This window comes from Luteibacter sp. UNCMF366Tsu5.1 (assembly GCF_900119235.1).
In the GTDB taxonomy this organism is placed as follows: Bacteria; Pseudomonadota; Gammaproteobacteria; order Xanthomonadales; family Rhodanobacteraceae; genus Luteibacter; species Luteibacter flocculans.
In genome coordinates this window covers 612,452-636,866 of record NZ_FPIS01000001.1, presented here as the reverse complement: position 1 = coordinate 636,866, position 24,415 = coordinate 612,452, and the positions used below count along the sequence as shown (strand labels likewise).

General features: G+C 65.0%; 19 protein-coding genes. 13 read left to right on the top strand and 6 right to left on the bottom strand.

The annotated features are described in order from the left end of the window. Positions 1 to 122 precede the first annotated feature (122 nt). Positions 123 to 788, bottom strand: coding sequence for a TetR/AcrR family transcriptional regulator (locus BT115_RS02695; protein WP_072320996.1), 666 nt, complete (start codon positions 786 to 788; stop codon positions 123 to 125). A 107-nt stretch (positions 789 to 895) separates the two neighbouring features. On the opposite strand from BT115_RS02695, the gene BT115_RS02690 reads away from it, so the two are divergent. The 8 genes from BT115_RS02690 (at position 896) to BT115_RS02655 (ending at position 10,562) form a co-directional block, all read left to right on the top strand. After that, the gene (locus BT115_RS02690; protein WP_072320995.1) at positions 896 to 1,909 is read left to right on the top strand and encodes an HlyD family efflux transporter periplasmic adaptor subunit; all 1,014 of its coding nucleotides are present in this window, start codon (positions 896 to 898) and stop codon (positions 1,907 to 1,909) included. Further along, complete coding sequence (locus BT115_RS02685) at positions 1,906 to 3,690, top strand: ATP-binding cassette domain-containing protein (protein WP_072320994.1); 1,785 nt, start codon at positions 1,906 to 1,908, stop codon at positions 3,688 to 3,690. Before BT115_RS02690 ends, BT115_RS02685 begins: the two co-directional genes overlap by 4 nt. Beyond that, a complete protein-coding gene (locus BT115_RS02680) occupies positions 3,687 to 4,826 on the top strand; it encodes an ABC transporter permease (protein WP_072320993.1) in 1,140 nt (379 codons plus the stop codon). The genes BT115_RS02685 and BT115_RS02680 overlap by 4 nt, the downstream gene beginning before the upstream one ends. Continuing rightward, a complete protein-coding gene (locus BT115_RS02675; RefSeq protein WP_072320992.1) occupies positions 4,823 to 5,950 on the top strand; it encodes an ABC transporter permease in 1,128 nt (375 codons plus the stop codon). The genes BT115_RS02680 and BT115_RS02675 overlap by 4 nt, the downstream gene beginning before the upstream one ends. Positions 5,951 to 5,964: 14 nt before the next feature. Then, entirely contained in the window at positions 5,965 to 7,467 is a 1,503-nt protein-coding gene (locus tag BT115_RS02670) for an efflux transporter outer membrane subunit (RefSeq protein ID WP_072320991.1), read from the top strand. Positions 7,468 to 7,511: 44 nt separating this feature from the next. Further along, positions 7,512 to 8,348, top strand: a complete 837-nt coding sequence (locus BT115_RS02665) for an SAM-dependent methyltransferase (protein ID WP_072320990.1) — start codon at positions 7,512 to 7,514, stop codon at positions 8,346 to 8,348. Between the two features lie 79 nt (positions 8,349 to 8,427). Further along, positions 8,428 to 8,760 (top strand): hypothetical protein, encoded by a 333-nt coding sequence (locus tag BT115_RS02660; RefSeq protein ID WP_072320989.1) that lies wholly within the window; start codon positions 8,428 to 8,430, stop codon positions 8,758 to 8,760. A 29-nt stretch (positions 8,761 to 8,789) separates the two neighbouring features. Beyond that, positions 8,790 to 10,562 (top strand): GGDEF domain-containing protein, encoded by a 1,773-nt coding sequence (locus BT115_RS02655; RefSeq protein ID WP_255369344.1) that lies wholly within the window; start codon positions 8,790 to 8,792, stop codon positions 10,560 to 10,562. Between the two features lie 3 nt (positions 10,563 to 10,565). Here the strand turns inward: BT115_RS02655 and BT115_RS02650 are convergent, their stop codons facing one another. Next, positions 10,566 to 12,764 carry a TonB-dependent receptor gene (locus BT115_RS02650; protein WP_143144442.1) on the bottom strand — a complete coding sequence of 733 codons (2,199 nt, stop codon included), beginning with the start codon at positions 12,762 to 12,764 and terminating at the stop codon, positions 10,566 to 10,568. A 177-nt stretch (positions 12,765 to 12,941) separates the two neighbouring features. On the opposite strand from BT115_RS02650, the gene BT115_RS02645 reads away from it, so the two are divergent. Together BT115_RS02645 and BT115_RS02640 are read left to right on the top strand one after the other, a co-directional pair. After that, positions 12,942 to 13,898 carry an MBL fold metallo-hydrolase gene (locus tag BT115_RS02645; protein ID WP_072320988.1) on the top strand — a complete coding sequence of 319 codons (957 nt, stop codon included), beginning with the start codon at positions 12,942 to 12,944 and terminating at the stop codon, positions 13,896 to 13,898. A gap of 367 nt (positions 13,899 to 14,265) precedes the next feature. Beyond that, entirely contained in the window at positions 14,266 to 15,882 is a 1,617-nt protein-coding gene (locus BT115_RS02640) for an ArnT family glycosyltransferase (RefSeq protein ID WP_072320987.1), read from the top strand. Positions 15,883 to 15,920: 38 nt separating this feature from the next. Here the strand turns inward: BT115_RS02640 and BT115_RS02635 are convergent, their stop codons facing one another. Continuing rightward, the gene (locus BT115_RS02635) at positions 15,921 to 16,820 is read right to left on the bottom strand and encodes a LysR family transcriptional regulator (protein ID WP_072320986.1); all 900 of its coding nucleotides are present in this window, start codon (positions 16,818 to 16,820) and stop codon (positions 15,921 to 15,923) included. 137 nt (positions 16,821 to 16,957) lie between these two features. Between BT115_RS02635 and BT115_RS02630 the strand changes: the two genes are divergently transcribed. Further along, positions 16,958 to 17,947 (top strand): zinc-dependent alcohol dehydrogenase family protein, encoded by a 990-nt coding sequence (locus BT115_RS02630; protein ID WP_177257359.1) that lies wholly within the window; start codon positions 16,958 to 16,960, stop codon positions 17,945 to 17,947. Positions 17,948 to 18,140: 193 nt separating this feature from the next. Here BT115_RS02630 and BT115_RS02625 read toward each other — a convergent pair whose 3' ends face one another. Then, the gene (locus BT115_RS02625; protein ID WP_072320985.1) at positions 18,141 to 20,450 is read right to left on the bottom strand and encodes a TonB-dependent receptor; all 2,310 of its coding nucleotides are present in this window, start codon (positions 20,448 to 20,450) and stop codon (positions 18,141 to 18,143) included. A 404-nt stretch (positions 20,451 to 20,854) separates the two neighbouring features. On the opposite strand from BT115_RS02625, the gene BT115_RS02620 reads away from it, so the two are divergent. Then, a complete protein-coding gene (locus BT115_RS02620) occupies positions 20,855 to 21,304 on the top strand; it encodes a YybH family protein (protein WP_072322213.1) in 450 nt (149 codons plus the stop codon). A gap of 2 nt (positions 21,305 to 21,306) precedes the next feature. Further along, entirely contained in the window at positions 21,307 to 21,885 is a 579-nt protein-coding gene (locus BT115_RS02615) for a helix-turn-helix domain-containing protein (RefSeq protein ID WP_072320984.1), read from the top strand. 49 nt (positions 21,886 to 21,934) lie between these two features. Here BT115_RS02615 and BT115_RS02610 read toward each other — a convergent pair whose 3' ends face one another. Both BT115_RS02610 and BT115_RS02605 read right to left on the bottom strand, forming a co-directional pair. Then, on the bottom strand, positions 21,935 to 23,725 hold the full coding sequence (locus BT115_RS02610; RefSeq protein ID WP_072320983.1) for a peptide-N4-asparagine amidase: 1,791 nt from the start codon (positions 23,723 to 23,725) through the stop codon (positions 21,935 to 21,937). 129 nt (positions 23,726 to 23,854) lie between these two features. Continuing rightward, positions 23,855 to 24,373: a cupin gene (locus tag BT115_RS02605; RefSeq protein ID WP_072320982.1), complete on the bottom strand. Its 519-nt coding sequence runs from the start codon at positions 24,371 to 24,373 to the stop codon at positions 23,855 to 23,857. Positions 24,374 to 24,415: the final 42 nt, after the last annotated feature.

The following is a 24,415-nucleotide window of genomic DNA, read 5'->3' as shown; positions in this document are numbered from 1 at the left end:
CAGGGCGCCGACGGCGCAAAGGGCTGCATGGTACCAAGCGCCGTTCGTTGAACGGCTTGGGCGCTTCCGGCGGCAAGGTGGCGGCGTCAGCTGCTCGACCGCCAGCGCCGCGCATCGCGCGCTCAGGGGGCGTCCGCGAGCGCGTCCAACCCCGCCAGTGCAAAGGTCGCCATGTGATCGGCCAGGTCGGGGGAGCCGGGCTGCAAGGCAGGCAGCGCTTTCTCGCGGAGGCCGGGCGGCGCGAGCACCAGCACGATGCACGGCACCACCGTCATCAGCAGGCCGCGCTGCACCTTCGGGTGGTCGTGCGGCAGACCCATGCAGTCGGCGATGAGCCCGGCCACGATGCCCGCTTTCGGCACGATTGCTTGGTCGACCAGCGTCGAAGCGAGCGGCGAGGGCGCCATGACCTCGCGCAGCACGACCTTGAAGCCCCACGAGGTTTCGTCCTGCCCCATCTGCGCGACGAGGTGTGCCATGAGGCCGCGCACCCTGTCTTTCGCAGGGTGGTCCGAGGCGACCAGGGCGCGCAGTTCCTCCTGGCTGATAACTTGCCGGTGCGCCTCGACGAGCACGGCGGCATAAAGCCCGTCGCGACTGCCGAAGTGGTAGTTCACAGCGGCCATGTTCACGCCTGCGCGAAGGCAGATGTCCTTGCTCGACGTACCGAGGTAGCCATGTTCCGCGAACAGCCGTCCGGCGATGTCGAGCAGGGTGGCGCGGGTCGTCTCGCCGTCCTGACGGGGACTCCGCTGAGGCGTCGGGGACGAAGGTAGGCGAGCGGACATGGGCGGACCGGAGTGCGAGGTGCGGCAAAATGTAACTCAAATTTGTATTTGATTCGACCCTGTCCGCACCCTAGACTGCGGGAACTCTCGCGGCTCAGGGGCCCTTCATGCGCAGACCGACGCCTCGTTTCCTCGCTGTCGCTGCGGTGACGCTGGCGGTCGCCGCGGGCATCGCCTGGTGGCTGCTGCGGCCGCATGGCGATGAACCGATCGTCTTGCACGGTAACGTCGATATCCGCCAGGTCTCGCTCGCCTTCAACGGTAGCGAACGCGTCGCGCAGATGCGCGTGGAGGAAGGAGATCGGGTCGTCAGCGGTCAGGTTCTTGCCACGCTCGACACCACCAAGCTCGCCTTGCATCTCGCTCAGGCGCAGGCACAGCTCGGTGCGCAGGATCAGCTCCTCAAGCGGCTGGAAGCCGGCAATCGTCCCCAGGAGATCGCCCAGGCCGACGCGAACGTGCGCGCCGCGCAGGCCGATGCACGCATGGCGCGGCAGACGCTCGATCGACTCCGGGAGATCAGTCGCGATACGCGCGGCCGTGCGGTGAGCCACGAGGAACTGGACCAGGCCGCCGCCGCGAGCGCCGCCGCCGATGCCAAGCTCGACGCGCAACGCAAGGCGCACGATCTCTCCGTGGTGGGAGCGCGCAAGGAAGACATCGACCAGGCGCGCGCGCAACGCGACGCCGCGGCAGCGGAACGCGCGGTCGTGGCGCAGCAACTCGCGGATGCCGAATTGAAGGCCCCCGTCGACGCCGTGGTACGCAGCCGCCTCGTGGAGCCGGGTGACATGGCCTCGCCGCAGCGCCCCGTGTACACCTTGGCGCTGCTTCACCCGAAGTGGATCCGTGCCTACGTGTCGGAGACGAATCTCGGCCGCATCAAGCCGGGCCAGGCGGCTCGCGTCACCACCGACAGCGCACCGGCTCACCCGATCGAGGGTCGCGTCGGCTACATCGCCTCGGTGGCCGAGTTCACGCCCAAGAACGTGGAAACCGAGGACCTTCGCACCAGCCTGGTCTACGAAGTGCGGATCAACGTCGACGATCCCGACGATCGCCTTCGCCTCGGCATGCCGGCGACCGTCGAGCTGCCCGGTACGGTGGCTGCACGGCCATGAACGACGAACTTGCCCTGGTGGCCCGCGGTATCGGCAAACGCTTCGCCGCGAGCCGCACAGGGCAGGCGGAGCAAGCGCTGGACGACGTCTCGCTCGCCGTGGCAAAGGGCACGATCACCGCACTTGTAGGACCTGACGGCGCGGGCAAGACGACCTTGCTGCGTCTTGCCGCCGGGTTGATGGTGGCCGATGCGGGAACGATGACCGTGCTGGGCATCGACGTCGCCCACGATCCGCAGGCCGTGCAGGACAGCATCAGCTACATGCCGCAGCGCTTCGGCCTCTACGAGGACTTGAGCGTTCAGGAAAACCTCGATCTCTATGCCGACCTTCACGGCGTCGATGCGGCCACGCGTCGCGATCGCTATGCACGTCTCATGGCGATGACCGACCTGGGGCGATTTACCGACCGTCCCGCAGGCAAGCTGTCCGGCGGCATGAAGCAGAAGCTCGGCCTGGCCTGCACGCTGGTGCGTTCGCCCGCACTGCTGCTTCTGGACGAACCGACCGTCGGCGTCGATCCGCTGTCTCGCCGTGAGCTGTGGGAGATCCTCGAGCAGCTCGTCGCCGACGAGCGGCTCAGCGTGCTGGTCAGCACGTCCTACATGGACGAGGCGGAGCGTTGCGAGCATGTGGCCATCCTGCATGAAGGTCGTCTGCTGGCGGACGGCCCCCCATCGACGATCCGCGCGACGGCGGACGGCTTGTGTTTCGCTGCCACTCCCGCGGCAGGGACGGCGGCGCGCTCGCTCCAGGCCCGACTGCTCGACGACGAGGACACGATCGATGCCGTGCCGCGCGGCGGAAAAGTGCACGTCGTGCGTGCACGACATGCCGTGTCGCAGGGCGATCCTGGGCTCGCCGCGCTGCTCGGTGCGGCGAGCAGCGTACCGGTGGCGGCCACCCTGGAGGACGGGGTGATGCTCGCATTGCGTTCGAAGGTACAGCGCGATTTCGCCGCGGCTGCCTCCACCAGTACGTCGGGAGCGGCGCAGCGGGCGCATGACGGGCCCGTCATCGAGGTCAAGGATCTGGTCCGCCGATTCGGGGACTTTATTGCTGTGGACCGCACGAGTTTCAGCGTGGAGCGCGGTGAGATCTTCGGCCTGCTTGGCCCGAACGGCGCCGGCAAGACGACGACGTTCCGCATGCTGTGCGGGTTGCTTCCGGCCAGTTCGGGCAGCCTGCACGTCGCCGGATACGACCTTCGACGCGCACGCGCGCACGCTCGCCAGCAGGTCGGCTACGTGTCGCAGAAGTTCGCGCTGTACGGCAGCCTCAGCGTGGACGAAAACCTTTCGTTCTTCGGTGGCACCTATGGATTGCACGGCGCCCGGCTGCGCGAGCGCATGCATGCGGTAAAGGCGCAATTCGAACTGGAACGGTCCGGCAGTGCGCCGGCGGGCAGCCTGCCCGGTGGATTCAGGCAGCGGCTGGCGATGGCGACCGGCCTCCTGCACGAGCCGGACATTCTGTTTCTCGACGAACCGACGAGCGGCGCGGATCCGCTGGCTCGCCGCGAGTTCTGGCGACGCATCACGGCGCTGGCCGAAAGCGGCACGACCATCATTATTACCACGCACTTCATGGAGGAAGCCGAGTACTGCGATCGCGTCGTGATCCAGGACGCAGGGCAAGTGCTTGCGCTCGGCACACCCGCAGCCATCCGTCGGCAGGCCGGGGAGACCGACGAGGCCCCCTTCGACATGGAGCAGGCGTTCATCGGCATCGTGCGGCAGCACCGACAGCATACAGGCGGCAACGCCAGGGATGCCGCATGAGCACGGCGAACAGAAGCGGTTTTGCGCGGCGGTTGATCGCGCTCGTACGCAAGGAGGTCAAGCAGTTGCTCCGGGACCGGAGCAATCTCATGGTGGGTATCGCCCTGCCAGGCGTGCTGATCCTGATCTTTGGCTATGGCCTTTCGTTCGACGTGAAGCATGCCCCCGTCGCGGTCGTGCTCGAAGACCCGTCGCCGATGGCGAACGACGTGATGGCCGGCATGCGCCTGTCGCCGTATCTCGATCCGAAGCCGGTTCACGACATGCACGCCGCCGAGGCGCTGATGGCCGATCGCGAGGTAAACGCGATCCTGCGTATTCCCTCGGACTTCTCGCGACGTCTGCTCCTCGGCGACGCGCACTTGCAATTGATCCTGCACGGTGCGGATGCCAATACGGCGCGCACGGTGCAGGGCTACGTGGAGTCGTCGTTACAGGCGTGGGCCGCCGAGCAGGAACAGCGTGCAGGTGACACCGCCACGCCGATCGGCATGGTGCATCTCGAGCAGCGCCTCTGGTTCAATGAGGCCAACACCAGCACGTGGTTCCTCGTGCCCGGATTGCTCGTACTCATAACGACCCTGGTGGGCGCGTTCCTCACGGCGTTGGTCATGGCGCGGGAGTGGGAACGCGGTACGCTCGAAGCCTTGTTCGTCACGCCGGTACGGCCCCTGGAAATCCTGCTGGCGAAAATCATTCCGTACTTCGTGGTCGGCCTGATCGGGCTGGCGATGTGTCTGCTCGCGGCGCGCTTCCTGTTCGAGGTGCCGCTGCGCGGATCGCTGCTGCTGATCCTGCTTCTGTCGGTGTTCTACATGTTCGTCGCGCTCGGCATCGGTCTACTGATTTCGGCGGTCACCAAGAATCAGTTCAATGCCAGCCAGATCGCGTTGATCGCCAGTTTTCTTCCCGCGCTCATGCTTTCCGGTTTCATCTACGACCTGCGCAACATGCCCTGGCCGGTGCAGATGGTGGGACACGCGCTTCCGGCGACGTATTACTTGGAGGCGCTGAAAAGTCTCTTCCTGGCCGGCAACCTTTGGTCCATGGTCCTGAGGAATTGCGCCATCCTTTTCGGCTACGCGGTCGTGCTCCTGGCGGCGGCACGCCTGAAGACCCGGAAGCGCATCGGATGAACAGCCTTGTCGCCTTCCTGCGTCGCGTGCTCAACCTCTGCCGGAAGGAGCTTAAGGTGATCCTGAAGGATCCGGCGGGCCGCATGGTGTTGTTCGCACCGGTGCTGGTGCAGTCGTTGATTTTTGGCTACGCGGCGACGCTCGACCTGCGGCAGGCCCCTTATGCGCTGCTCGATCAGGATCACGGCGAGGCGGCCACGGCGCTGGTCGCCCGGATCGAAAGCTCCGGCGCCTTCCAGCGCGCGGCCACACTCCGGAACGAGAGCGACATCCCGCCCATCGTCAATGCGGGCGACGTGCTGTTCGTCGTACACATCCCGCCGCGCTTCGAAAGCCGTCTTTCCAACGGCGAGGACACGCCGGTGCAACTCGTGCTCGACGCGCGCAATTCGGTCTCGGCAGGGACGGCGGCGGGGTACCTGGGCACGATCGTGAGCCGCTTCAATGCCGATTGGCGGAAGGAACACGGTGGTGGCGAGGTTCCGCTTACCGTGGACGTGCGCAGTTGGTACAACCCGAATCTCGAAACGCGCTGGTTCATGATGACCGCCATGATCGCGAACCTGAGCATGCTGCAGACGCTCATGCTGACCGCGCTGTCGGTCGCCCGCGAACGGGAGCAGGGCACGTTCGATCAGTTGCTGGTGACGCCGTGTACGCCGACGGAGATCATGATCGGGAAATCGGTGCCGTCGATCATCGTCGGTCTCGCGCAGGCCAGCCTCGTCGTGCTCATCACCAGCCTGTGGTTCCGCATCCCGCCGGCGGGTTCACTAGTGACGCTTTATACGGCGCTGTTGGTGTTCACTTTGGCGGCCGTGGGCATCGGGCTTGCCATTTCCGCACTGGCGGTGAGCATGCAGCAGGCGATGCTCTACACGTTCGTGCTGATGATGCCGCTCGTCCTGCTGTCGGGCATGACCACACCGATCGCCAACATGCCCGTGGTCATGCAGTGGTTCACGATGATCGATCCCGCGCGTTACGGCATCCACATGGTTCATCGTGTCTATCTCGAAGGCGTGGGTCTTCAAGCGGTGCTCGCCGACATCTTGCCCTTGCTCGCCATTGCCGCTGTGACCCTGCCCACCGCGGCGTGGCTCTTCCGTCATCGACTCACCTGAATCCGGTACGCCTCATGCGCACGCCTACGCCTCGCTTTCTGCCGCTTCTCGTCCTGGCGATGGGCACGCTCGGCGGCTGCGCCGTCGGCCCGGATTTCGTACGCCCGACACCGACGACCAAGCCGCCTGCGGACTGGACGACCCTGCGCGCCGGCGACCCGTCGCTGCGCGACGCGGCATCGTCCGGCGAGCACGCCGAACCGTCGAGCGATTGGTGGAAGGCGTTCGGTGATCCGGTGCTCGACGCACTGGAAGCGCGCGCCGCCGCGGCCAACCCCGATCTGCAGACGGCGGCGCTGCGTTTTGCCCAGAGTCGTGCGCAGCGCCACGCCGTCGCGGCACAGCACGGTCCTCAAGTAAACCTGGGTGCCAGCGCGCAGCGCCAACGCCCGAGCGAGAACGGCGCGACCACCCGAACCATCGATGTGCTTGCGCCGGCGAGCAGTCGCGATGCCGTGCTTGCTCTCCTGAGCCAACCGTTCAACGTGTACGAGGCGGGCTTCGACGCTTCCTGGGAACTCGACTTCTGGGGACGCGTACGGCGTTCGGTCGAAGCAGCCGACGCGCAGGTGGACGAGTCCGGGGCACTCTTCGACGGCGTTCGACTCGATGTGGCGGCCGAGGTGGCACGACGCTATATGGAACTGCGCGGCGTACAGCGGCAGGTCGCCCTCACGCGGGCCGACATCGATGCCGCCACCGAGCGCTTCGCCCTGCTGAAAGCACGCGCGGACGGCGGCATGGCCAGCGACCTCGATGCGACGCGGCAGCAGGCGCTGCTGGCCGATCTCGAGTCGCGCCTGCCGACCTTGCTGGACCAGGAGGCCAGCGCGATCGATGGACTCTCGTTGTTGCTCGGGCAGCCGCCGGGGGGGCTCCAGACCATGCTGGCTCCCCTGCATGACGAGGCGCCCACGCCGGTCTGGCCCGATCTGGCGCTGGGCGTGCCTTCCGAGCTTGCACGCCGTCGGCCCGACATCCGCCAGGCGGAAGCGCGTCTGCACGCTGCTACGGCGAACACGGGCGTTGCCGTGGCCGACCTGTACCCGCGCATCACGCTCGGCGGTTCGTTCGCATTCGAGTCGCTCCGATCCGGGGAACTTGGCGACTGGGGTAGCCGCCAGTGGACCGTAGGGCCGCGACTGGACCTCCCGGTATTCGACATGGGCCGCCGACGCAGCGTCGTCACCCTGCGCCGGCTGGAACAGCAGGAAGCGGCGGTGGCGTATCAGAACACCGTCCTCCAGGCGTGGACGGATGTGGATACCGCATTGAACGGGTACGCCGCCGAACGCCAGCGGCATGCGCGACTCGTCGAACGCGAGCGTCTGTCGCGCGACGCGTACGACATGGCGGTGTCGCGCCATCGGGCCGGCGATGTCAGCTATATCGATGAGCTGGATGCGCAGCGGACCCTGCTCGACGCGCAGCGCGACCTGGCACAGAGCACGGCGGCGGTTTCGGTGCGATACGTGGCGGTGTGCAAGGCTATCGGGGGCGGCGACACGCCTGATTGACCGGGCTCATGTGGCGGACTGCGTCATCGCCTATGATCCGCCCCATGAACACTTCTTCTTCACATTTCTCCGAGCCCACCCCGCGCCGCGGCAGCCTGGCGTGCGTCGGCATGGGCATGACCCTCGGCTCGCACCTCACGCCCCTGGCACACAGCTACATCGTCCAGGCGGACGTCGTGTTCGCGGCACTCTCCGATGCCGTGGTGGAAGCCTGGCTCCGGCGCATGCATGGCGACGTGCGCAGTCTGCAGCCGTACTACCGCGAAGGAAAATCGCGCATGCGGACGTACCGGCAATGGGTCGACCTGATGCTGGACGAGGTGCGCGCGGGCAAGCGTGTGTGCGGCGTGTTCTACGGGCACCCCGGCATCTTTGCATGGTCGCCGCACAAGGCGATCGAGAAGGCGCGGGAGGAGGGCTTCGAGGCGAGGATGGAGCCCGGGATCTCGGCGGAGGATTGCCTATATGCCGACCTGGGCATCGACCCGGGCCGCTACGGATGCCAGCACTTCGAAGCCAGCCAGCTCCTGTTCTACGAGCGTCGGCTCGACCCCAGTGCGTACCTGGTGCTGTGGCAGGTCGGCGTGGTGGGCGACCGATCCCTGGCTCGCTTCGCGACCGGGCCGGCCTACCGACAGGTATTGGTGGATGTACTGGCCCAGGACTACCCGTTGGATCACGAGATCATCGTCTACAGGGGCGCGACGCTGCCCATCCAGACACCGGGGGTGCGCCGCATTCGTCTGCGCGACCTGCCGGGGGATCCTCTGACGGCGGTGGAAACCGTGGTGCTGCCTCCCGCCGTGGCCCTGAAGCCGAATCCGGCGATACAGGAGCGCCTGGCCGCGATCGATGCGCTTGAGGTTGACGCCGGACGGTAAAGAAACGGCGGCGGCTGCCGTCACGGTTTCCGGGGCCTCGGCCCTGACATCGACCGTTATCGGAAAACAGGGGAACAACATGCGTGACACGATCGAACTGCTGGAGGCCATCGGGCGCGACGCCGCGTTACGCGATGCGTCGGCCGAAGAACTGGCCGCGTTGCTCGCGAAGGCCGGTGCGACGGAGGCATTGGTGAAGGCCGCTGCCCTGGGTGACAGCTCCCAGTTGGACGGTGAATTCGGCCGCATCACCATGCACACGACGCAGATTTCCCAGACCCCCTGCCACGAGGATGACGATGACGGGGATGACGACGGGGACGACGATTGCGACGATAACGACGACCAAGGCGACGACGATTGCGACGACGAGCCGCACGCGCCGCCAGCGCCCGGTCACGCCGAGCCATAGTCGAGGCCCGCGACGGGGGAGGACCAGGGATGAAACGTTTCAGGTCATGGTTTGCCTGCCTCGTCTTCGCCTGCGGCGCCGTGGAAGCCGCAGAGCGTACCGCGACTTCGATCGACGACCCGGCGACATTTCTCGCCCAGACCGAAAGCCTGCGCACGAAGGATCATGCCGAGTTCGTGCGCCGGCTTGAGGAAATCCACCGCGTGGCGCCGCCGATGGATACCTCGACCACGTGGTACCTGCGTTATCTCGACGCCTGGCAGACCATGTTCTCGGGCGATTACGTCAAGTCACAGACGGCGCTGCAGGACATCGTGGCGCATTCCGGCGACGCCACACTGGCGGCCAAGGCGTCGGCGCTGTTGCTGAGCAACCTCGCCGCCAACCGTCGCTATGCGGAAGCGTTCGCGCTCGCGAACCAAGTCACAGTGGGCCTGGACAAGGTCACTGACCCGCTTGCCCGGTCGATGCTGCTGATGAATCTGTCGCAGATGCTGAATCTCGCAGGGCAGGCGGACCTCGCCCTGCGCTACGCGGCGATGATGGAGGAATCCATGCCGCCGGGCGGCGATCTCTGTTATCCACGCTCCTTGCGCGTCGCCGCGCTCGATACACGCGGCCATCTCTCGTCGACAAGCACCGACCTGACAGAGGCCATCGAGACCTGCGTGTCGTCGGCTCAACCGGTGCTCGCCAACACCATGCGGCTGGTTCTCATCGACCGGCTGCTCGACGAGAACCAGCCGCGCAAGGCGCTCGATCTGCTCGACCACATCGGCGGCAGTATCCGTACCAATGCGTACTATCCGCACATGCTGGCGTCGCAAGTGCAACGTGCCAGGATCTACGAAAAGCTCGACAGGAACGACGAAGCCCGGAAGGCGGCGCTAGCCGCCGTGGCCATGAGCGATCCGTCCGACCTGAGCGAGTGGCTGAGGGATGCTTACGGCGTGCTGTACCGGATCGAGAAGGCCAGTGGGCACAGCGCCGCCGCGCTCAACTATTACGAGCGCTATACCGCTGCCGACAAGGGATATCTCACCGATCTCACGGCGCGCAGCCTTGCCTTCCAGCTCAGCCAGCAGCACGTCGTGGTCCAGAAACTGGAATCCGAGCAGCTAGCCAAGCAGAACAACATCCTGCGCCTGCAGAAGGCACTGGAAACGAAAGCGCTGGAAACGGGGCGGCTCTACATCGGCCTGCTGTCGATGTTCCTCGCCTCGGTGATCTTCTGGCTGTTCCGCACCAAACGGTCGCAGCTCCGGTTCCGCAAGCTGTCCCGTTACGACGGCCTCACGGGAATCTTCAATCGCCAGCATTTCATGAACGAAGCGGAGCGCGTGCTGCGTTCGATGGAAAAGCGTCACGCACCCGCGTGTCTGCTGTTGATCGACCTGGACCATTTCAAGCAGGTCAACGACACCTACGGTCATGCCATGGGCGACGTCGTGCTTCGGCACGCGGCGACCCTTTGCCAGCAGCAGTTGCGCCCCGCGGACTTGTTCGGACGGCTCGGTGGAGAGGAATTCGGGGTGTTCCTACCGGGCTGTCCGCTGGACGAGGGCGTAGCGATCGCGGAGCGCATCCGGCGGGCCATCGAGCTGTCGCCCGCCGTGGAAGACGGGTACACCATCGTGTTTTCCGCCAGCGTGGGGGTCGCAGGCACCGAAGACCACGGCTATACCTTGCCGCGTGTATGCCGCGAAGCCGATGCATCGCTCTACGCGGCCAAGCGCGCTGGACGCAATCGCGTGGTCGCGAACGGCCACGCGCACGAGTTCGCACAGCCGTCCGTGGCCTAGCCGCTAAAGGTCGAACGAGGCCGACACATAGAACGTGCGCGGCGTGCCCTGGGTCAGGTAACCGCCGTTGGCCGAGGCCCAGTAACCCTTGTTCGCCACGTTCTGCACCGTGAGCCGGAAGGTGACAGGTACGCCTTCCAGATGCGTGGTGGTGCGCGCACCGAGATCGTACGTCGTCCACGCCGGTACCTTCAGGGTGTTCGCGGCGTCGAGATACTGCTTGCCGGTATGCACCGCCCGTGCGCTCAGGGTGACGTCGGGCACGTTCGGCAGATCCCACTCCACGCCGGCATTGGCCTGGAAGCGGGGCACGCCGATCGCGTCGTTGCCTTCGTTCGTGCCCCCCTGAGTCTTCACCAGTTCGGGCCGGATGTAATTGACGCCACCAAGCACGCGTACCCCCTCGGTGGGCTGGCCGAACACGTTCCATTCGATGCCGCGATTCCGCTGCTCACCGTCCACGACATACGTGTTAGACGTGTCGACGTAGGCGCTCGGCTGCTTGATCTGGAACAGCGCGAGGCTGCTGCCGACGGTACCGGCATCCCACTTCACGCCCACTTCGTTCTGCTTCGCCTTGTACGGCGCGAACACCTGGCCGGCATTGGTCACCGGTCGGTTGTTGAAGGTCTCCGGCGCCTGATCGCCCTGCGTCAGCGCTTCGATATGGTTGGCGTAGACCGACCATTGCTCGGCGATACGGTAGTTCAGGCCGATGACGGGGCTGGTGGCGTACTGCTCGTACTCGGCATTCTTCGCACCATCCACGCCGTTCACCGCGTAGTTGTAACCGAGCACGTGCAGCTTCTGGCGACGGGCGCCGAGCGTGAGTTCCAGGCTGTCGTCGAGGAAGCCGAGGGTATCCGACACCGCGAGGCTGCGCAGTTGCGTGCGCCCCGTGATGCCCGGATCGGAGATCGGGCCCACGTTATAGGCAAACGCCGGCACCGGCACATAGGTCGGCGCGTAAAGGTTGGTCTGGATCGGATCGAGTGAGCCGGCGTACGCCGCCTTCTTGCGGAACGTCAGCGCGGAGAAGCCGACGTTGACGCGGTGGCTGACCTCGCCGGTGTCGAAGTGCATGTTGACTCCCGCCTCGCCGGTGGCGGTGTCGGCGATATACGGCACCGTGAAGCGCGTCTCCTTGGCGTTGCCGGCGCGATCGAGCAGGGTAGGGCTCACGTAGTCGCCAAACTCGTTGCCGTGGTGCGCACCGGCCGCGACGTAACCGGTGATCCACGGTGCGAAATCGTACTCGGCGCGAACGACGCCGAAGGTGTCCTCCAGCGACGAGTTCGACCACGGTTGCGCGTAGTTGGTGCGTGCGGACGGGGCACGCGGAACGGCGGTGAGGCCGCTGGCATAGACGACGGCACGGCCGCCGGTAATGACCTGCTTCTGGTAGCCGAGATCCGTGGTGACGCGCAGCTTGTCGCCGCGGTAATCGAACGCGACCGACGCGGCGGTGACGCGGCGCTGTTCGCCGTCGATGCCGGTGTTGCCGTCGCGATGCACGGCATTCACGCGCACACCGAAGGCATCGCCAGCGCCAAAGCGACGACCGAGATCGACGCTCGCACCCACCTGACTGTCGCTGCCCCAGTCGAGCCCGACCCGTGTGATCGGCTGCGCTTCGGCGCGCTTGGGTGCGATATTGATCGAACCGCCGATGCCGGAGCCGCCGGGGCTGATGCCGTTGAGAAACGCGCTGGATCCCTTGAATACTTCCACGCGGCTGACCAACTCCGGTGCGAGCAGTTGCCGGGGCAGCAAGCCGTACAGGCCATCGAAGGCGATATCGTCGCTGTAGAGCTGAAACCCGCGAATGGTGAAGGTCTGCGAGAAGTTGCCGAAGCCGAAGCCGGTGCGTACGGCGGCGTCGTTCGACACCACGTCCCCCAGCGTGCGCGCCTGCTGGTTGCGAATAAGCGTGTCCGTGTAGCTGGTACTGGCAAACGGCACGTTCATGGCGTCCTGGTTACCCAGCACGCCAAACCGTCCACCGCGCGCGACCTGATCGCCTGCATAGGCCGCGGTGGGCGCCGCCACGTTGGCTTCGACCTGGATGCCCGAGAGCGTGGTGCTGTTGTCGCGGGGCGTCTGCTGTGGATCGGTATCGCCGGTCGCATGCACGGTGGGAGACAGGAGCACGACGAGGATCGCGCCGGCGAGCGCACGAAGGGTGGGGGCAGTGAAGGGCATCGAGGATCCAGGCAGGTTCGCGGGCGGATGTAAATGCGAAGCAGTCGCATTATCAGGTAAAGCTAAGCCGCTGCCAAGCGTCGTCGGTCGCGTATTTCCACAATAAATTGCGAAAAAGGCGGCGCTAAATGTCGCATCCGGCTGGCGCCCGCCGAGCCGCCCCAAGGAGAGTGCGCCATGACAAGCCGCCTGTTATCGAACCGGTCGATCCTTTCGTTTGCCCTGGCGACCGTCGTCGCAGCGTCCGCCACGAACGCCGCTTGGGCACAGACCGCCAAGCCGGTGAGCCCTGTGATCAAGATCAATCAGGCCGCGGCCACGGACCCCATCGAGACGACGGCGCTGCGCGGATCGCTGAGCATGCTTTCGGGTTCGGGCGGCAACATCACCGTGCTGGCCGGCAAGCAGGGGAAGCTGTTGGTCGATGCCGGCATCGCCGTATCGCGACCGCGCGTGGAAGCCGCACTCGACGCGCTGGGTAAGACGCCAATCAAGTACGTCATCAATACGCACTACCACTGGGATCACACGGACGGCAACACATGGGCGAGTGAGGGCGGCGCCAAGATCCTTGCCACGCAGGGCACGGTGCGCCGCGTTTCGGAAGTGACGCATGTGGCGTTCTGGGACTTCACCTTCCAGCCGCTGCCCAAGCGCGCCATCCCTAACGAGGTGGTCAAGGCGGACAAGACCCTTCACTTCGAAGGTCAGACCGTGGAAGTGCGTCTGCTCGAACCGTCGCATACCGACACCGATCTGTACGTGTTTTTCAAGGAGGCCAATGTGGCCTCGCTTGGCGACCTGTTCTGGAACGGCGTCTATCCGTTCATCGATAACGAGCATGGCGGTGGCATCGACGGCATGATCAAAGCGGACGACGCCATCCTTGCGCGACTCGATGACAACGTCATCATCGTGCCCGGCCACGGACCGGTCGGCACGAAGAAGCAGTTGAAAGCATTCCGCGACATGCTCGCCGGCATTCGCGACAAGGTCGTCGCCATGAAGAAGGCAGGCAAGTCGCTCGACGAAGTCATCGCCGCGAAGCCCACGGCCGAGTACGACGCGATCTACGGGCACTTCGTGATCGCCCCCGATTTCTTCACCCGCATCGTGTACGAAGGCGTCAAGTAATCGGAAGGGGCCGTCACGGCGGCTTGTGAAACCTCAGTAGCAAGCAGCTACCTCCCCGTAGGAGCCGCCATGGCGGCGAGGAAATCTTGCGGCATGGTGACAAGATTCCCCTCGCCGCCATGGCGGCTCCTACAGGAGAAGCGCGCAGGTTTCTGGCATGTGACAGAACGATTCGCGGCGGCCGCGCTCCTGTCCCACTTATGAAAGGAACCGCTTCCGCCGTGCCTTAGTTTTTCATTGCTCATTGAGAAAGGCGTTGGAAAGAACGCCGCACTAACGTTGCGCACAGACTCCTCCAGCGCGACGCGATCGACCTCTCGTGAACTCACCGGCGTGTACGACAAGAACCCGCCGTGTGACGGCAGCGATGAGCATGCGAGTGGGCGGGCTTATCGTCCTGCTCGTTCTTCGCGTGTTGTGGTTGTCGGCCTATCCCATGAATTCGGATGAGCCGCAACATGCGCATGTGGCGTGGAGCATTGCGCAGGGCGCGATGCCTTACCGCGATGTTTTCGATAATCACGGTCCGTTGTTCAGTGCGATCTACGCCGCGCTGCTGAAAATTCTCGGCGAACGGCCAGACATTCTGTGGTGGCTGCGCCTCGCCGTGGTGCCCTGGTACATGCTGTCGCTGGTAGCGACATGGCGCATCGCGCGCCGGCTGTATTCCAACGGTATCGCGGATGCAGCCGCGATCCTCATTGGCCTGCTTCCCATCCTGTTCATCAAGTTCGGGGAGTTCCGCACCGACGATCTGTGGGCGGCGTTGTGGCTTTGCGGCATGGCGACGATGACTCTTGCGCAGCGGCGAATCTGGCGCTGGCTGGCGAGTGGCGTGTTGTTCGGCGCAGCCTTGTCCGTCTCGCAGAAAACGCTGCCGCTGACGGTCGTCGCACTCGCGTCTGCGGGCGCAATCTGGGGCGCATGGTGGTGGACACATCGCCGCGTCACCGCGGCGAACGCCTTGGCGCTGCTCGCGGGTATGGTGACCGTGCCGGGCCTGTTCGTCCTGTGGCTGGCGATGCGGCACGATGGTGCCCCCGCCTGGTTCGACATCGTTTCGTACAACCTCGCGCCTACCGGTTGTCCCGGGCGCCCATGGCATCTTGCCGGTTACGCGCTTGTCGCTGTCGCGATTCTTGCCTTCGTTGTAGTGACGATGCGCGGTAAGGATGCGACCACGCGATGGCGAACATTCCTCGGCGTGCATGCGCTCCTGTTCATGCTGATGATCTGGTTCGTCTGGCCTCTGCCGACGGAACAGGATTTTCTCCCCGTGCTGCCCATGGCGGTGCTCTGGCTGATCGGATTCGTCGACCGCTCCGGCGTCCTTCCATCCAAGGGCAAGATCGCGCTCGTTTCTCTCCTCGCGCTCACGGAGTTCGGCCTGGTGCTCACCCACGCTCCGCTCTGGCGCGACAAGCTCGCGGCGGAGGAGGCGCAACTGCGTGTCGTGATTGCCTGCACCACGCCGAACGACACCCTGATGGATCCGAAGAACGGAGGCATCTTCAGGCGTCGCCCCTACTATCTGGTGATCGAGAGTCTGGCGAGGCAGCGTTTCAAGTACGGCCGCATGCCGGACGATATTGCCGGGTGGCTGATCGCAAACCATACGATGGTCGCGATCGATGGTATGTATCCACCGGCTGCACAAGCATTCATCGAGCAGCACTACCTGCCCGGTACGGGAGGGGCGCGCATGGCTGGCATCGCCGTTCCCGCACTGGCAGGTCCGACGAACGTCGATGTCGCGCTGGCCGGCAACTATGTCGCGACGGATGGTCTCCAGGAGATGCCGGTCTCGATCGATGGCGCAACGGCCGCTACCCGCTGGTCGCTCGCTGCGGGGCATCACACCGTGAGTGCGGCTACCGGTCGTCCGCTGATGATGGTCTGGCGACAGGCGTGGGAATGCGGCTGGCGGCCGGACGTGGTGCAGTCACCCGCATCAGGTCACGCTCTGCCGGTGCCGCGCGCCTGAGGCGTTGGGCGACCGGATAGCCAACTCGCCGATGTCCCTCAGGGAGCGCGGCTTCCCAGCGGATCGTCGATGGCCTCGCCGAGGAAATCGAGGAACGTGCGGAGTCGTCGCAGACGACGCAGGTCGGCGTGATAGCAAAGCCATAGATCGCGCGACGGCAGCGCATCGCCGGTATCGATGCGTTCCAAGCCGTAGTGGTGACCGAGGACGCTGGGCAGCACGGCCAGCCCTGCGTCATGCGCGCAGGCGATGCCTTGCGCTTCGCGGCTGTTGCTGCGGATCGTGAGTTGCGCGCGGGGAAATCGCTCATGCAGCCACGCGACATCGGCCAGCGCATCGAACTGCGTATCCATACCGATGATGGCGTGGCCTTCCCCGTCGGCCGTGGCCTCGGGACGGCCGCGTGCGGCGAGGTATCCGGAAGAGGCGAACAGATCGTAGCGAACGTACGTGAGCCGACGTTGCACCACGTCGGGCACGTCGGACGGGCGAAAGCGGAAGACGAGATCGGCTTCCCGACGATCGAGGCTGAGCATGCGGAAGTCCGCCACCAGTTCGATCGTGACCCGGGGATGGCGCAGGCTGAAACGCGCGATGGCCGGAGCAAGCACGAGATGAGCGAACCAGTCCGGTGACGAAACGCGCAACTGACCGTGCAGGGTATCGTCCTGACCCGCCAGTTCGCGTTCCATCGCGAGTACTTCGTCTTCCATGCGCTCGGCGTGGCGTAGCATGGCCGCACCCTCGTCGGTGAGGCGGAAGCCGCTCGCAGAGCGTTGGAACAGGGCGCAGCCACAGGCTTCTTCCAACTGACGCAGGCGGCGGCCCGCGGTGGGTTGGCTGAGGTCGAGCTGGGACGCCGCGGCCGTCAGCGTGCCGGTCTTCGCGATGGCGAGGAACAGGCGGAGGTCGTCCCAATCGAGGCGTGCGTCGTTCATGCGATTTCGTATGGCGGCCATGCGGCGGTGACGGTGGTCAGGCAGGGGCGAGGTCACCACACTGGCAACACGACGCCGACATGCCGCGGCGCTCGCCAGACATCGGATTCCCACCACCCTCAGCAGAGATCGCCAGTATGCCTGACACAATCCACGCCGCCGTTGTCGAGCAGGTCGATGGACCCTTCGTGCTCAAGACGCTGTCGCTTCCACCGCCCGGCCCCGGCGAGGTTCGGGTACGCATCCACGCCAGCGGCGTCAATCCGCTCGATACCAAGATCCGCGCGGGCAAGGCCGAGCACGCCCGCCATCCGCTTCCCGCCGTCCTGGGCCTGGATCTGGCCGGTGTCGTCGAAGCGGTGGGCTCCGACGTGACGGCTTTTCGGGTGGGTGACGAGGTCTGGGGCATGACCGGTGGTGTGGGCGGCCACCAGGGCAGTCTCGCCTCGGCCGCGAACGTGGACGCCCGGCTGCTCGCGCACAAGCCGCGTGCGCTGTCGATGCGCGAAGCGGCCGCACTGCCGCTGGTGTTCATCACCGCATGGGAGGGCTTGATCGATCGCGCCCGGCTCGCGCCAGGCATGAAGGTGCTCGTGCAAGGTGGAAGCGGCGGCGTCGGCCGTGCAGCGGTGCAAATCGCCCTGGCGCGCGGTGCGGACGTGTACGCCACGGATCGTCCCGAACGCGCGGGCGAGCTTGCCGCCATGGGCGTCACACCGATCGACCGCGACCGCCCTGTGGACGACTACGTGGCGCAATGCACCGGCGGCGACGGCTTCGACGTGGTCTACGACACCGTGGGCGGTGCGGTGCTCGATGCGTCGTTCCGTGCCGTGCGGCGTTTCGGTCACGTGGTCAGTGCGCTCGGCTGGGGGACGCATTCCCTCGCGCCGCTGTCATTCCGCAGCGCAACGTACTCCGGCGTGTTCACGCTGCTGCCGCTGCTGAGTGGGGAAGGGCGGTCGCACTACGGCCGGATCATGGCCGAAGCCACGCTGCTGGCCGGCGCGGGTAAACTCCGGGTCACGCTCGATCCGCACCGTTTCACGCTCGCCACCGTGGCCGATGCGCATGCCTTGCTGACGTCCCAGGCGGCGCGAGGCAAGGTGGTCGTCGATATCGCCTAGCCTGGGCCCCGCTCATGTGGGAGCCGCCATGGCGGCGAGGGCACGCTTGCTGGTGGGAGCCACCCTGGTGGCGATGGGGGATGGCCTCACTGCTGAATCGCTTCGTTGGCTTTTCGCCACCAGGGTGGGCGCCCGCCGTCCGAAAAAATGCGCGGGCGCCGTGTGGCATGACGCCCGCGTTTCCGATCGAAGCTCAGTACTGGTACTGCAGGGTGACACCGATCGTGCGTGGCTGGTTCAAGGCCACACGGCGTGTCGTCGGCAGGTCGGCCGAAATCGCGACGGGCAGGTCGGTTTCCCCGTGCTTGTCGAACAGGTTGGTGGCGTAGAACGAGATGTCGAATCCGTTGCGGCCTTCCACACCCACGCGGACGTTGGTCGTGGCAAAGCCCTTGCGCCGATAGAACGGGCTCTCGCGGTCATACAGGAAGTTCGAATCGCCCACGTAGCTGACGTCCGCACGCATGAAGCCGTCGTATTCCGCGTTGACGCGGCGGCGGTATTCGGCCGCAAGTGAACCGGTGAAGCGCGGCACGTTTACGAGGCGGTCGCCATCCTTCGCGGAGGTACCCGGCACGTCGTTCTTCAGGTGGGCATCGTTGTAACCGAAGCCGGCGCTCAAGGTTACGGCATTGACGGGCAGGAACTTCAGTTCCAGCTCTGCACCCTGGCTGACGGCCTTGCCGAAGTTCGCGGTGATGTTGTATCCGCAGCCCAGCACGATCTGCTGCTGCACGTGATCCCAGTCGATGTGATAGACGGACGCATCGACGAGCAGGCGACGGTCCAGCCACGCGCTCTTGAAACCGATCTCGTAGTTCCAGAGCGTGTCCGGGTTGTACTTGTTCAACTGCGACTTGCTGAGACCGAGCCCCGCCACTTCCGAGCCGCACAGCGCTTCCGGTGCAGGATTGTTCGGGCCGCCAGGGCGATAGCCCTCCGAGGCGGTGACGTACACCATGTTCTCGGGGCTGACCTGGTACTGCAGCGTGAATTTCGGCGTGCTGCCGTAGTCCTTCGAGTCGCTGTGCACCGTGCTCGGGCCGCCGTTGAGCAGGCCGTCACCGCTCTGCGAGAAACCCTGCTTGACCTCGAACGCACGGATGCCTGCGCTCGCCTTCAGCTTCTCGGTAATGTTCCAGGACAGCTCCCCGAAGACGGCATATTCCTTGAGCGTGGCGGTACGCGCCCCCTGGTAGATGGTGGAGTAGCCCGGGAACGGCGTATCGAACGTCTGGTTGAAACCGTCGGGATACGGAATGGATGAGGCAAGGGGGGCGCGCACGTCGTGGTAGAACGCGCCAAGAATGCCTTGCACCGGTCCGTCGAACTTGCTGGTCGCCCTGACTTCCTCGGTGAACTCCTTGTTCTTGTAGCTTCCGTACATCGTCGTCGGATATACGGTCGGAAGACCGAAGAAGTAGTTGATGACCTTGGAGCTGTCGTCGCGAATGGAGACGTTACGTGTGAAGTACGAGGTCGACGACATCAGTTCCAACGCATCGAACTGCTTGTGGACGGCGATGTTGGAGATCGTCGATTCCTGCACATTGGTTTCGTTGACGTCACGCACCTGGTACGGATTCGCGAGCGTGGCGGGAATCTTGTCGTAGGTGAACGGCGAGCCCAGCTTCGAGTACTGGTAGATGATGCTCGGCGTGATCGTCAGCGAATCGTCCGGCTTGATGAGCATCGCCATGCGCGCGCCGTACGTCGTGTACGTGTTGACGTTGTCCTTCTTCTTGCCGTCCGGGTCGGCCTCCAGATAGTTCGTCGGCGAAATGGCATAGCGATCGATGTAACCGTCGTCGCGGCGGTAGTAGGCTGACACGCGCAGCGCGACCTTGTCCTTGAGCAGCGGGACGTTGAGCACGCCGTTGACGTTTGCGTTGGGGCCGCCGTGGTACGTGCCGGAGACATCCGTCTTGATGCGGGCCTCGACGAAATCGAGATCCGGCTGGTTGGTCACGTACTTCACCGTGCCGCCCATGGAACTGGAACCGTAGATGGTGCCTTGCGGGCCGCGCAGCACTTCGACGCGTGCGATGTCGAAGACGGACGGGTCGATCACGCCTCGGGTCGACAGCAGGGCAGCGTTGCTCGATGCGGCAATCGGCACATCGTCGAGGTAGTAGCCCACCGTGGCAGCGGAGCCTGCGCTCGACGAGATGCCGCGAATGATCAGGTTGTTCGAGCCCGGGCCCGACGACGCGACAGTCAGTGACGGCGCAATGCGCGCCAGATCCACAAGACTGGTAACACCCTGGCGTTCGAGTTGTTCACCGGTCAGCGCCGTCATGCTGATCGGCACCTTCTGAATATCCTGGTCGCGCTTTTCGGCCGAGACGGTGATGCCTTCGAGCGTCTGCGGCGTGGCGGACGACTGGGTCTTCGTCTTGTCGTTTGCCGAGGTGGAGGCGTCCTGCGCATAGGCCACGCCCGATGCCAGAGCGACCGACAACAGGGCCGTATAGAGAAGGGTGCGCTTCAAATCATGGTTCATTGGGACTCCCCAGAGTCGGCTGGACGGAAGACGGCCTGCGAAACGTGCACGTCCTTCGTGCACGCTCATGGGTCAGAGCGCGTTCGTCTGTTTTGTTGTGTATGCCCCCGGACCCCGTACCACGGACGATGCCGTGAGTGGCCGTTGCTCGATTGACACCAGACGTCCATGACCGGCTGCGCCTGTATCCCCTGGCGCCCTAACGTATGGCCGTCCAAAAACCGCGTATGCTGCGGTGCACACTGCGTGATTTCGATAAGATCAAAAAGTTTTGATGGCGTCAAGCTTTTACGTTAGGATCGAACCGAACCGGTCAGTTAGCCACCTAAATGGTTCCGGTCGATACCGTCAGCCTTTCGACGACGACGCCGGCAGAGCGACTTCTCACATGCTTCAGGGGTGCCATGAAAACCACTTCCGTGCTGTTCTGCGCGTTGAGCGCTGTGTCTGCAACCATCGCCGTGTCAGCTGAAACACCTGCTGTGTCGACGTCCGCCGCCATCAAGCAGACGCTGGACGCGAGCGCTGCAGCATGGTCGGCAGGCGATCTCAAGACCTTCATGGAATGCTATGAACGTGCGCCGGGCACGCGTTATGTAAGCGCGAGCGGCATCGTCGAAGGTTACGAGGCGATCGAATCGATGTACGCCTCGCGGTTTCAGAAGCCCGGTGCCAGTCTGGGCAAGCTCACTCTGGAACTGGTGGACGTCAAGCCGCTGGGTTCGCAGTACGCGTTCGTCATCGGCCGCTACCACCTCAAACCCGACACGGGTGCGGAGATCTCGGGTGTGACCACGTTGCTCTTCCACAAGGTCGGCACGCGCTGGCTCATCAGCAGCGATCACAGTTCGTAACGATGGCGGCCGCACAAGGCACGCCGGACAAGAGTGCGGGCCTGAGCATCGGTTCGGCGATCCGCGACCGCCGGCGCGGGCTGGATCTTACGCTGCAAGCGCTCGCCAACCGCTCGGGGCTGTCGATACCGTTTCTTTCGCAGGTCGAGAGGAATCTTGCCTATCCGTCGTTGTTGTCGCTGGAAGCGATTGCGCGGGCGTTGGACGTCGACGTCGATTATTTCGTCGGCGTGCCCACGCCGGGGCAGATCGTTTGCCGCGCCGACGAACATGACCGCATCGACCTGGAATCTCCGGTCGTGTACGAACGGCTGAGCGGCAGGCATGCCGAACGCAAGATGGAAGCGCTTCGCTTGACGGTCCCGCCAGGCCTCGCCGCGCCGACGATTCACCGCGAAGGTGAGGGGTTCTGGTACATCCTGAGCGGCAGGCTCGAAATGACGGTGGGCAGGAAGAAGTTCGTGCTCGACGCGGGTGACAGCGCGCACTTCGACCAGAGACATCCTTACAGCATGCGCAATGTCGGCAAGGCCGAGGTGCGCATGATCTGGGTCGGTACACCGGCCATCTTCAAGGACTGACGGTGCCGCTCGACCCGTCGAGCGGCACCGTACGCTCCGTCACACCGACTTAGAAGATGCCGGGGTCTTCGGTACGCGACGTATCGGACGAGCCGTCCGGATGGGTAAACCACAGCAGTCGGTTGCGCTGGCCGGCACAGCCATTGGCGTCCGCTACCGCGGCAAGCACACCACTGTCCGTGCTGATCTCGCGGCTGTAGCAGCTGCCGAGGTTATCCTTGAACCGATAGACCTGGCGGCTATGCTGACCACTGTGGCCCGTGACCGCACCACCAGTGAAGGCGAGCGTATCGGCTGTGTCGATGCCATTGTCCACGTTGCTGCGATAGACAAGCAGGCTACCTACACGCTTCGAGAACTGGCGTGAGAAGCCCTGGGTGACGGCGCTCGGCGCGGAGACGATGTTGCCACCGGCATCGAAGGCGTACTTGAAGGTCGCGACCAGGGGGAAGTCGTAGTGCGCTTCGGTGGTCACCGTCCATCCCAGCGGACCCTGGCGGGTCTTCGTCGTGCTGTCCACCGTCGAGACCTGGTCGATCGCCTGCTGGTACTGCGTGGCATCGATGGTAAAGGTCTGCGTGTTGCGGAACGCCACGGTCTGCGCGACGTCCGTGGCGACGCGGCCGTGCGACGTATCCACGTAACCGCTGGTGCGGAAGCTGCGCGATGCGCGGGTGGCGACGGCGCCGCCCACCGTGCCGGACTCGTCCGTCAATGTGTTGTCCACCGACGCGGTCGCGGGCTGTCCTTTCAGGGTATTGGCAGTCAGTGCGCCCGAGAGAACCTTGCGATCGCGGTCGAGGTAGACGAACAGGTTGCCGGTCACGGCGAAGTAGCCGTTCGCCCCGGTCACGTTGATGGACAGCGCATGCGGCTTGCCGTCGTTGAGCTGCGCAGCGAATGGCGTGATGTCGACCCGGTACGGCACGAAGTTGAGCGTCTGTACGCCTGGCGTGGGGCGCCACATGTACGGATCGATGCCGCCGGTGAAGATCCACGGATAGACGGGCGCGACGCCGGCGGGCTGCCCATCGATAGCGACCTGTACCTCGCGGTATGACCCGCCGCCGCAGCTCTGTGCAGTCGTCGCGACCTCGTCCGGCACACAGGAATACCAGAACTCATCGCCGCCCTGACCCTGGGCGAAAACGTCCAGATAGGCGCGCTCGATATTCGTCGGCAGCGTGAACGTGCGCGTCAGCGCATCGGCTCCGGTATTGAGCGTGACGGGTCCACCCACCGTGCCGTCGGAAAGCGGAAACACCGCATCTGGCGCATCGACCCGGGGTGCGAGGACATTGGCGGGGTAGAACACGAGCCTGGCGGAGCCGCTGATCACGCCGGTATAGGTGTCGTTGACGACGTTGCCAAGCACCGCCTGGCCGGTCTGCGGGTTGCCGAACAGGCTGGCAAAGTCGGTGACGTCGCGTTCCACATGCCAGCTCGGAGCGACCGAGGACGACGGCTCCTGCGTGGTGCCGAAGTAGAGGTTGGCGCCCCCCAGCCACAGCGATGCGGTGCGATCGAACTGGCGCCCCGCCGTCACGGAAAAATCGGCCTCGAGCACGACCTTCGACCACGACCGGCCGCAGCCCGTCGGTGGCGCATAGGTATAGGGATGATTCGAGAAGTCGGTGAAGGTGAACCCTTCGAACAGCTGGACCACGCACGCCTTACCCGGCGGTCGAGGCACCGCGGGGTCGGCCACCGCAACGTTCGCGGAGCCCACGTCGAACCCTGGCGTCGTTGCGGCGAACGCCCCCGGCGCGGCACAGGCCGCGATACAGCCAAGCGAAACCCATCGCAAGACCTTGCGGTCTGCCCCATCGATAAAAGCCATGCGCCCGTTCTCCCGCGACGTACTGGCCCCCTGCGGGAGGAAACGTACCACGGCAGGAGGCCGGTGCGCGTATCGCCATCCAGACGTCCACTCCGTGGTCTGAGAGCGTCGCCGACCTGTCGGCGATGGCTACGAAGCGACGCTCCAGTGTGTCGTCAGCGGAAGCTCGTTGCCGTTGACGGGATCGCTTGCAGGGAAGGGCAGACTGCGTATCCGCGTGAGCATGGCGTCGTTCGGCGCTTCCCTGCAGATGTCCCACGATTGCCCGCGCGGGTATGCGCCCACCACGAGGAAATCGTCGGTGGCCGACAGGCGGCAGTGTCCGGTACCCACGGGCAGGAGCGCCACGTCGCCGGCGCTTACGGTGACCGCGTGCCCTTCCGGTCCACCCAGCATGAGCTCGGCCGAACCCGCTGCGACGCCGAGCACCTCGTGCGCAGTGGAGTGGTAGTGGTGATAGTCGAACACACCATCGCGCCAATCAGGTGGCCACCCGTTGGCAACGAAACGCGCTTCGATCAGGGAAGCGAGGTCGTCGCCCCGAACAGCGTCTCGGTAGATCAACACCGGAAGTCGATCGTTGTTCGGTACCCAGCCGTTGCGTTGCAGTGACAGTGCTTCGGGCTCGACGTTGCGTTGTTTGGCCATGGGTCTCTCCAGTGGCGCGAAGTGACGCGCAAGCATGCAACG

What these genes read in the sequence shown, in the direction of transcription:
- BT115_RS02675 (WP_072320992.1), top strand. Translation starts at nt 4,823, where the DNA reads ATGAACAGCCTTGTCGCCTTCCTGCGTCGCGTGCTCAACCTCTGCCGG.
- BT115_RS02655 (WP_255369344.1), top strand. Translation starts at nt 8,790, where the DNA reads ATGAAACGTTTCAGGTCATGGTTTGCCTGCCTCGTCTTCGCCTGCGGC.
- BT115_RS02695 (WP_072320996.1), bottom strand. Translation starts at nt 788, where the DNA reads ATGTCCGCTCGCCTACCTTCGTCCCCGACGCCTCAGCGGAGTCCCCGT.
- BT115_RS02615 (WP_072320984.1), top strand. Translation starts at nt 21,307, where the DNA reads ATGGCGGCCGCACAAGGCACGCCGGACAAGAGTGCGGGCCTGAGCATC.
- BT115_RS02680 (WP_072320993.1), top strand. Translation starts at nt 3,687, where the DNA reads ATGAGCACGGCGAACAGAAGCGGTTTTGCGCGGCGGTTGATCGCGCTC.
- BT115_RS02670 (WP_072320991.1), top strand. Translation starts at nt 5,965, where the DNA reads ATGCGCACGCCTACGCCTCGCTTTCTGCCGCTTCTCGTCCTGGCGATG.
- BT115_RS02645 (WP_072320988.1), top strand. Translation starts at nt 12,942, where the DNA reads ATGACAAGCCGCCTGTTATCGAACCGGTCGATCCTTTCGTTTGCCCTG.
- BT115_RS02660 (WP_072320989.1), top strand. Translation starts at nt 8,428, where the DNA reads ATGCGTGACACGATCGAACTGCTGGAGGCCATCGGGCGCGACGCCGCG.
- BT115_RS02635 (WP_072320986.1), bottom strand. Translation starts at nt 16,820, where the DNA reads ATGAACGACGCACGCCTCGATTGGGACGACCTCCGCCTGTTCCTCGCC.
- BT115_RS02610 (WP_072320983.1), bottom strand. Translation starts at nt 23,725, where the DNA reads ATGGCTTTTATCGATGGGGCAGACCGCAAGGTCTTGCGATGGGTTTCG.
- BT115_RS02630 (WP_177257359.1), top strand. Translation starts at nt 16,958, where the DNA reads ATGCCTGACACAATCCACGCCGCCGTTGTCGAGCAGGTCGATGGACCC.
- BT115_RS02690 (WP_072320995.1), top strand. Translation starts at nt 896, where the DNA reads ATGCGCAGACCGACGCCTCGTTTCCTCGCTGTCGCTGCGGTGACGCTG.
- BT115_RS02620 (WP_072322213.1), top strand. Translation starts at nt 20,855, where the DNA reads ATGAAAACCACTTCCGTGCTGTTCTGCGCGTTGAGCGCTGTGTCTGCA.
- BT115_RS02685 (WP_072320994.1), top strand. Translation starts at nt 1,906, where the DNA reads ATGAACGACGAACTTGCCCTGGTGGCCCGCGGTATCGGCAAACGCTTC.
- BT115_RS02605 (WP_072320982.1), bottom strand. Translation starts at nt 24,373, where the DNA reads ATGGCCAAACAACGCAACGTCGAGCCCGAAGCACTGTCACTGCAACGC.
- BT115_RS02625 (WP_072320985.1), bottom strand. Translation starts at nt 20,450, where the DNA reads ATGAACCATGATTTGAAGCGCACCCTTCTCTATACGGCCCTGTTGTCG.
- BT115_RS02665 (WP_072320990.1), top strand. Translation starts at nt 7,512, where the DNA reads ATGAACACTTCTTCTTCACATTTCTCCGAGCCCACCCCGCGCCGCGGC.
- BT115_RS02650 (WP_143144442.1), bottom strand. Translation starts at nt 12,764, where the DNA reads ATGCCCTTCACTGCCCCCACCCTTCGTGCGCTCGCCGGCGCGATCCTC.
- BT115_RS02640 (WP_072320987.1), top strand. Translation starts at nt 14,266, where the DNA reads ATGAGCATGCGAGTGGGCGGGCTTATCGTCCTGCTCGTTCTTCGCGTG.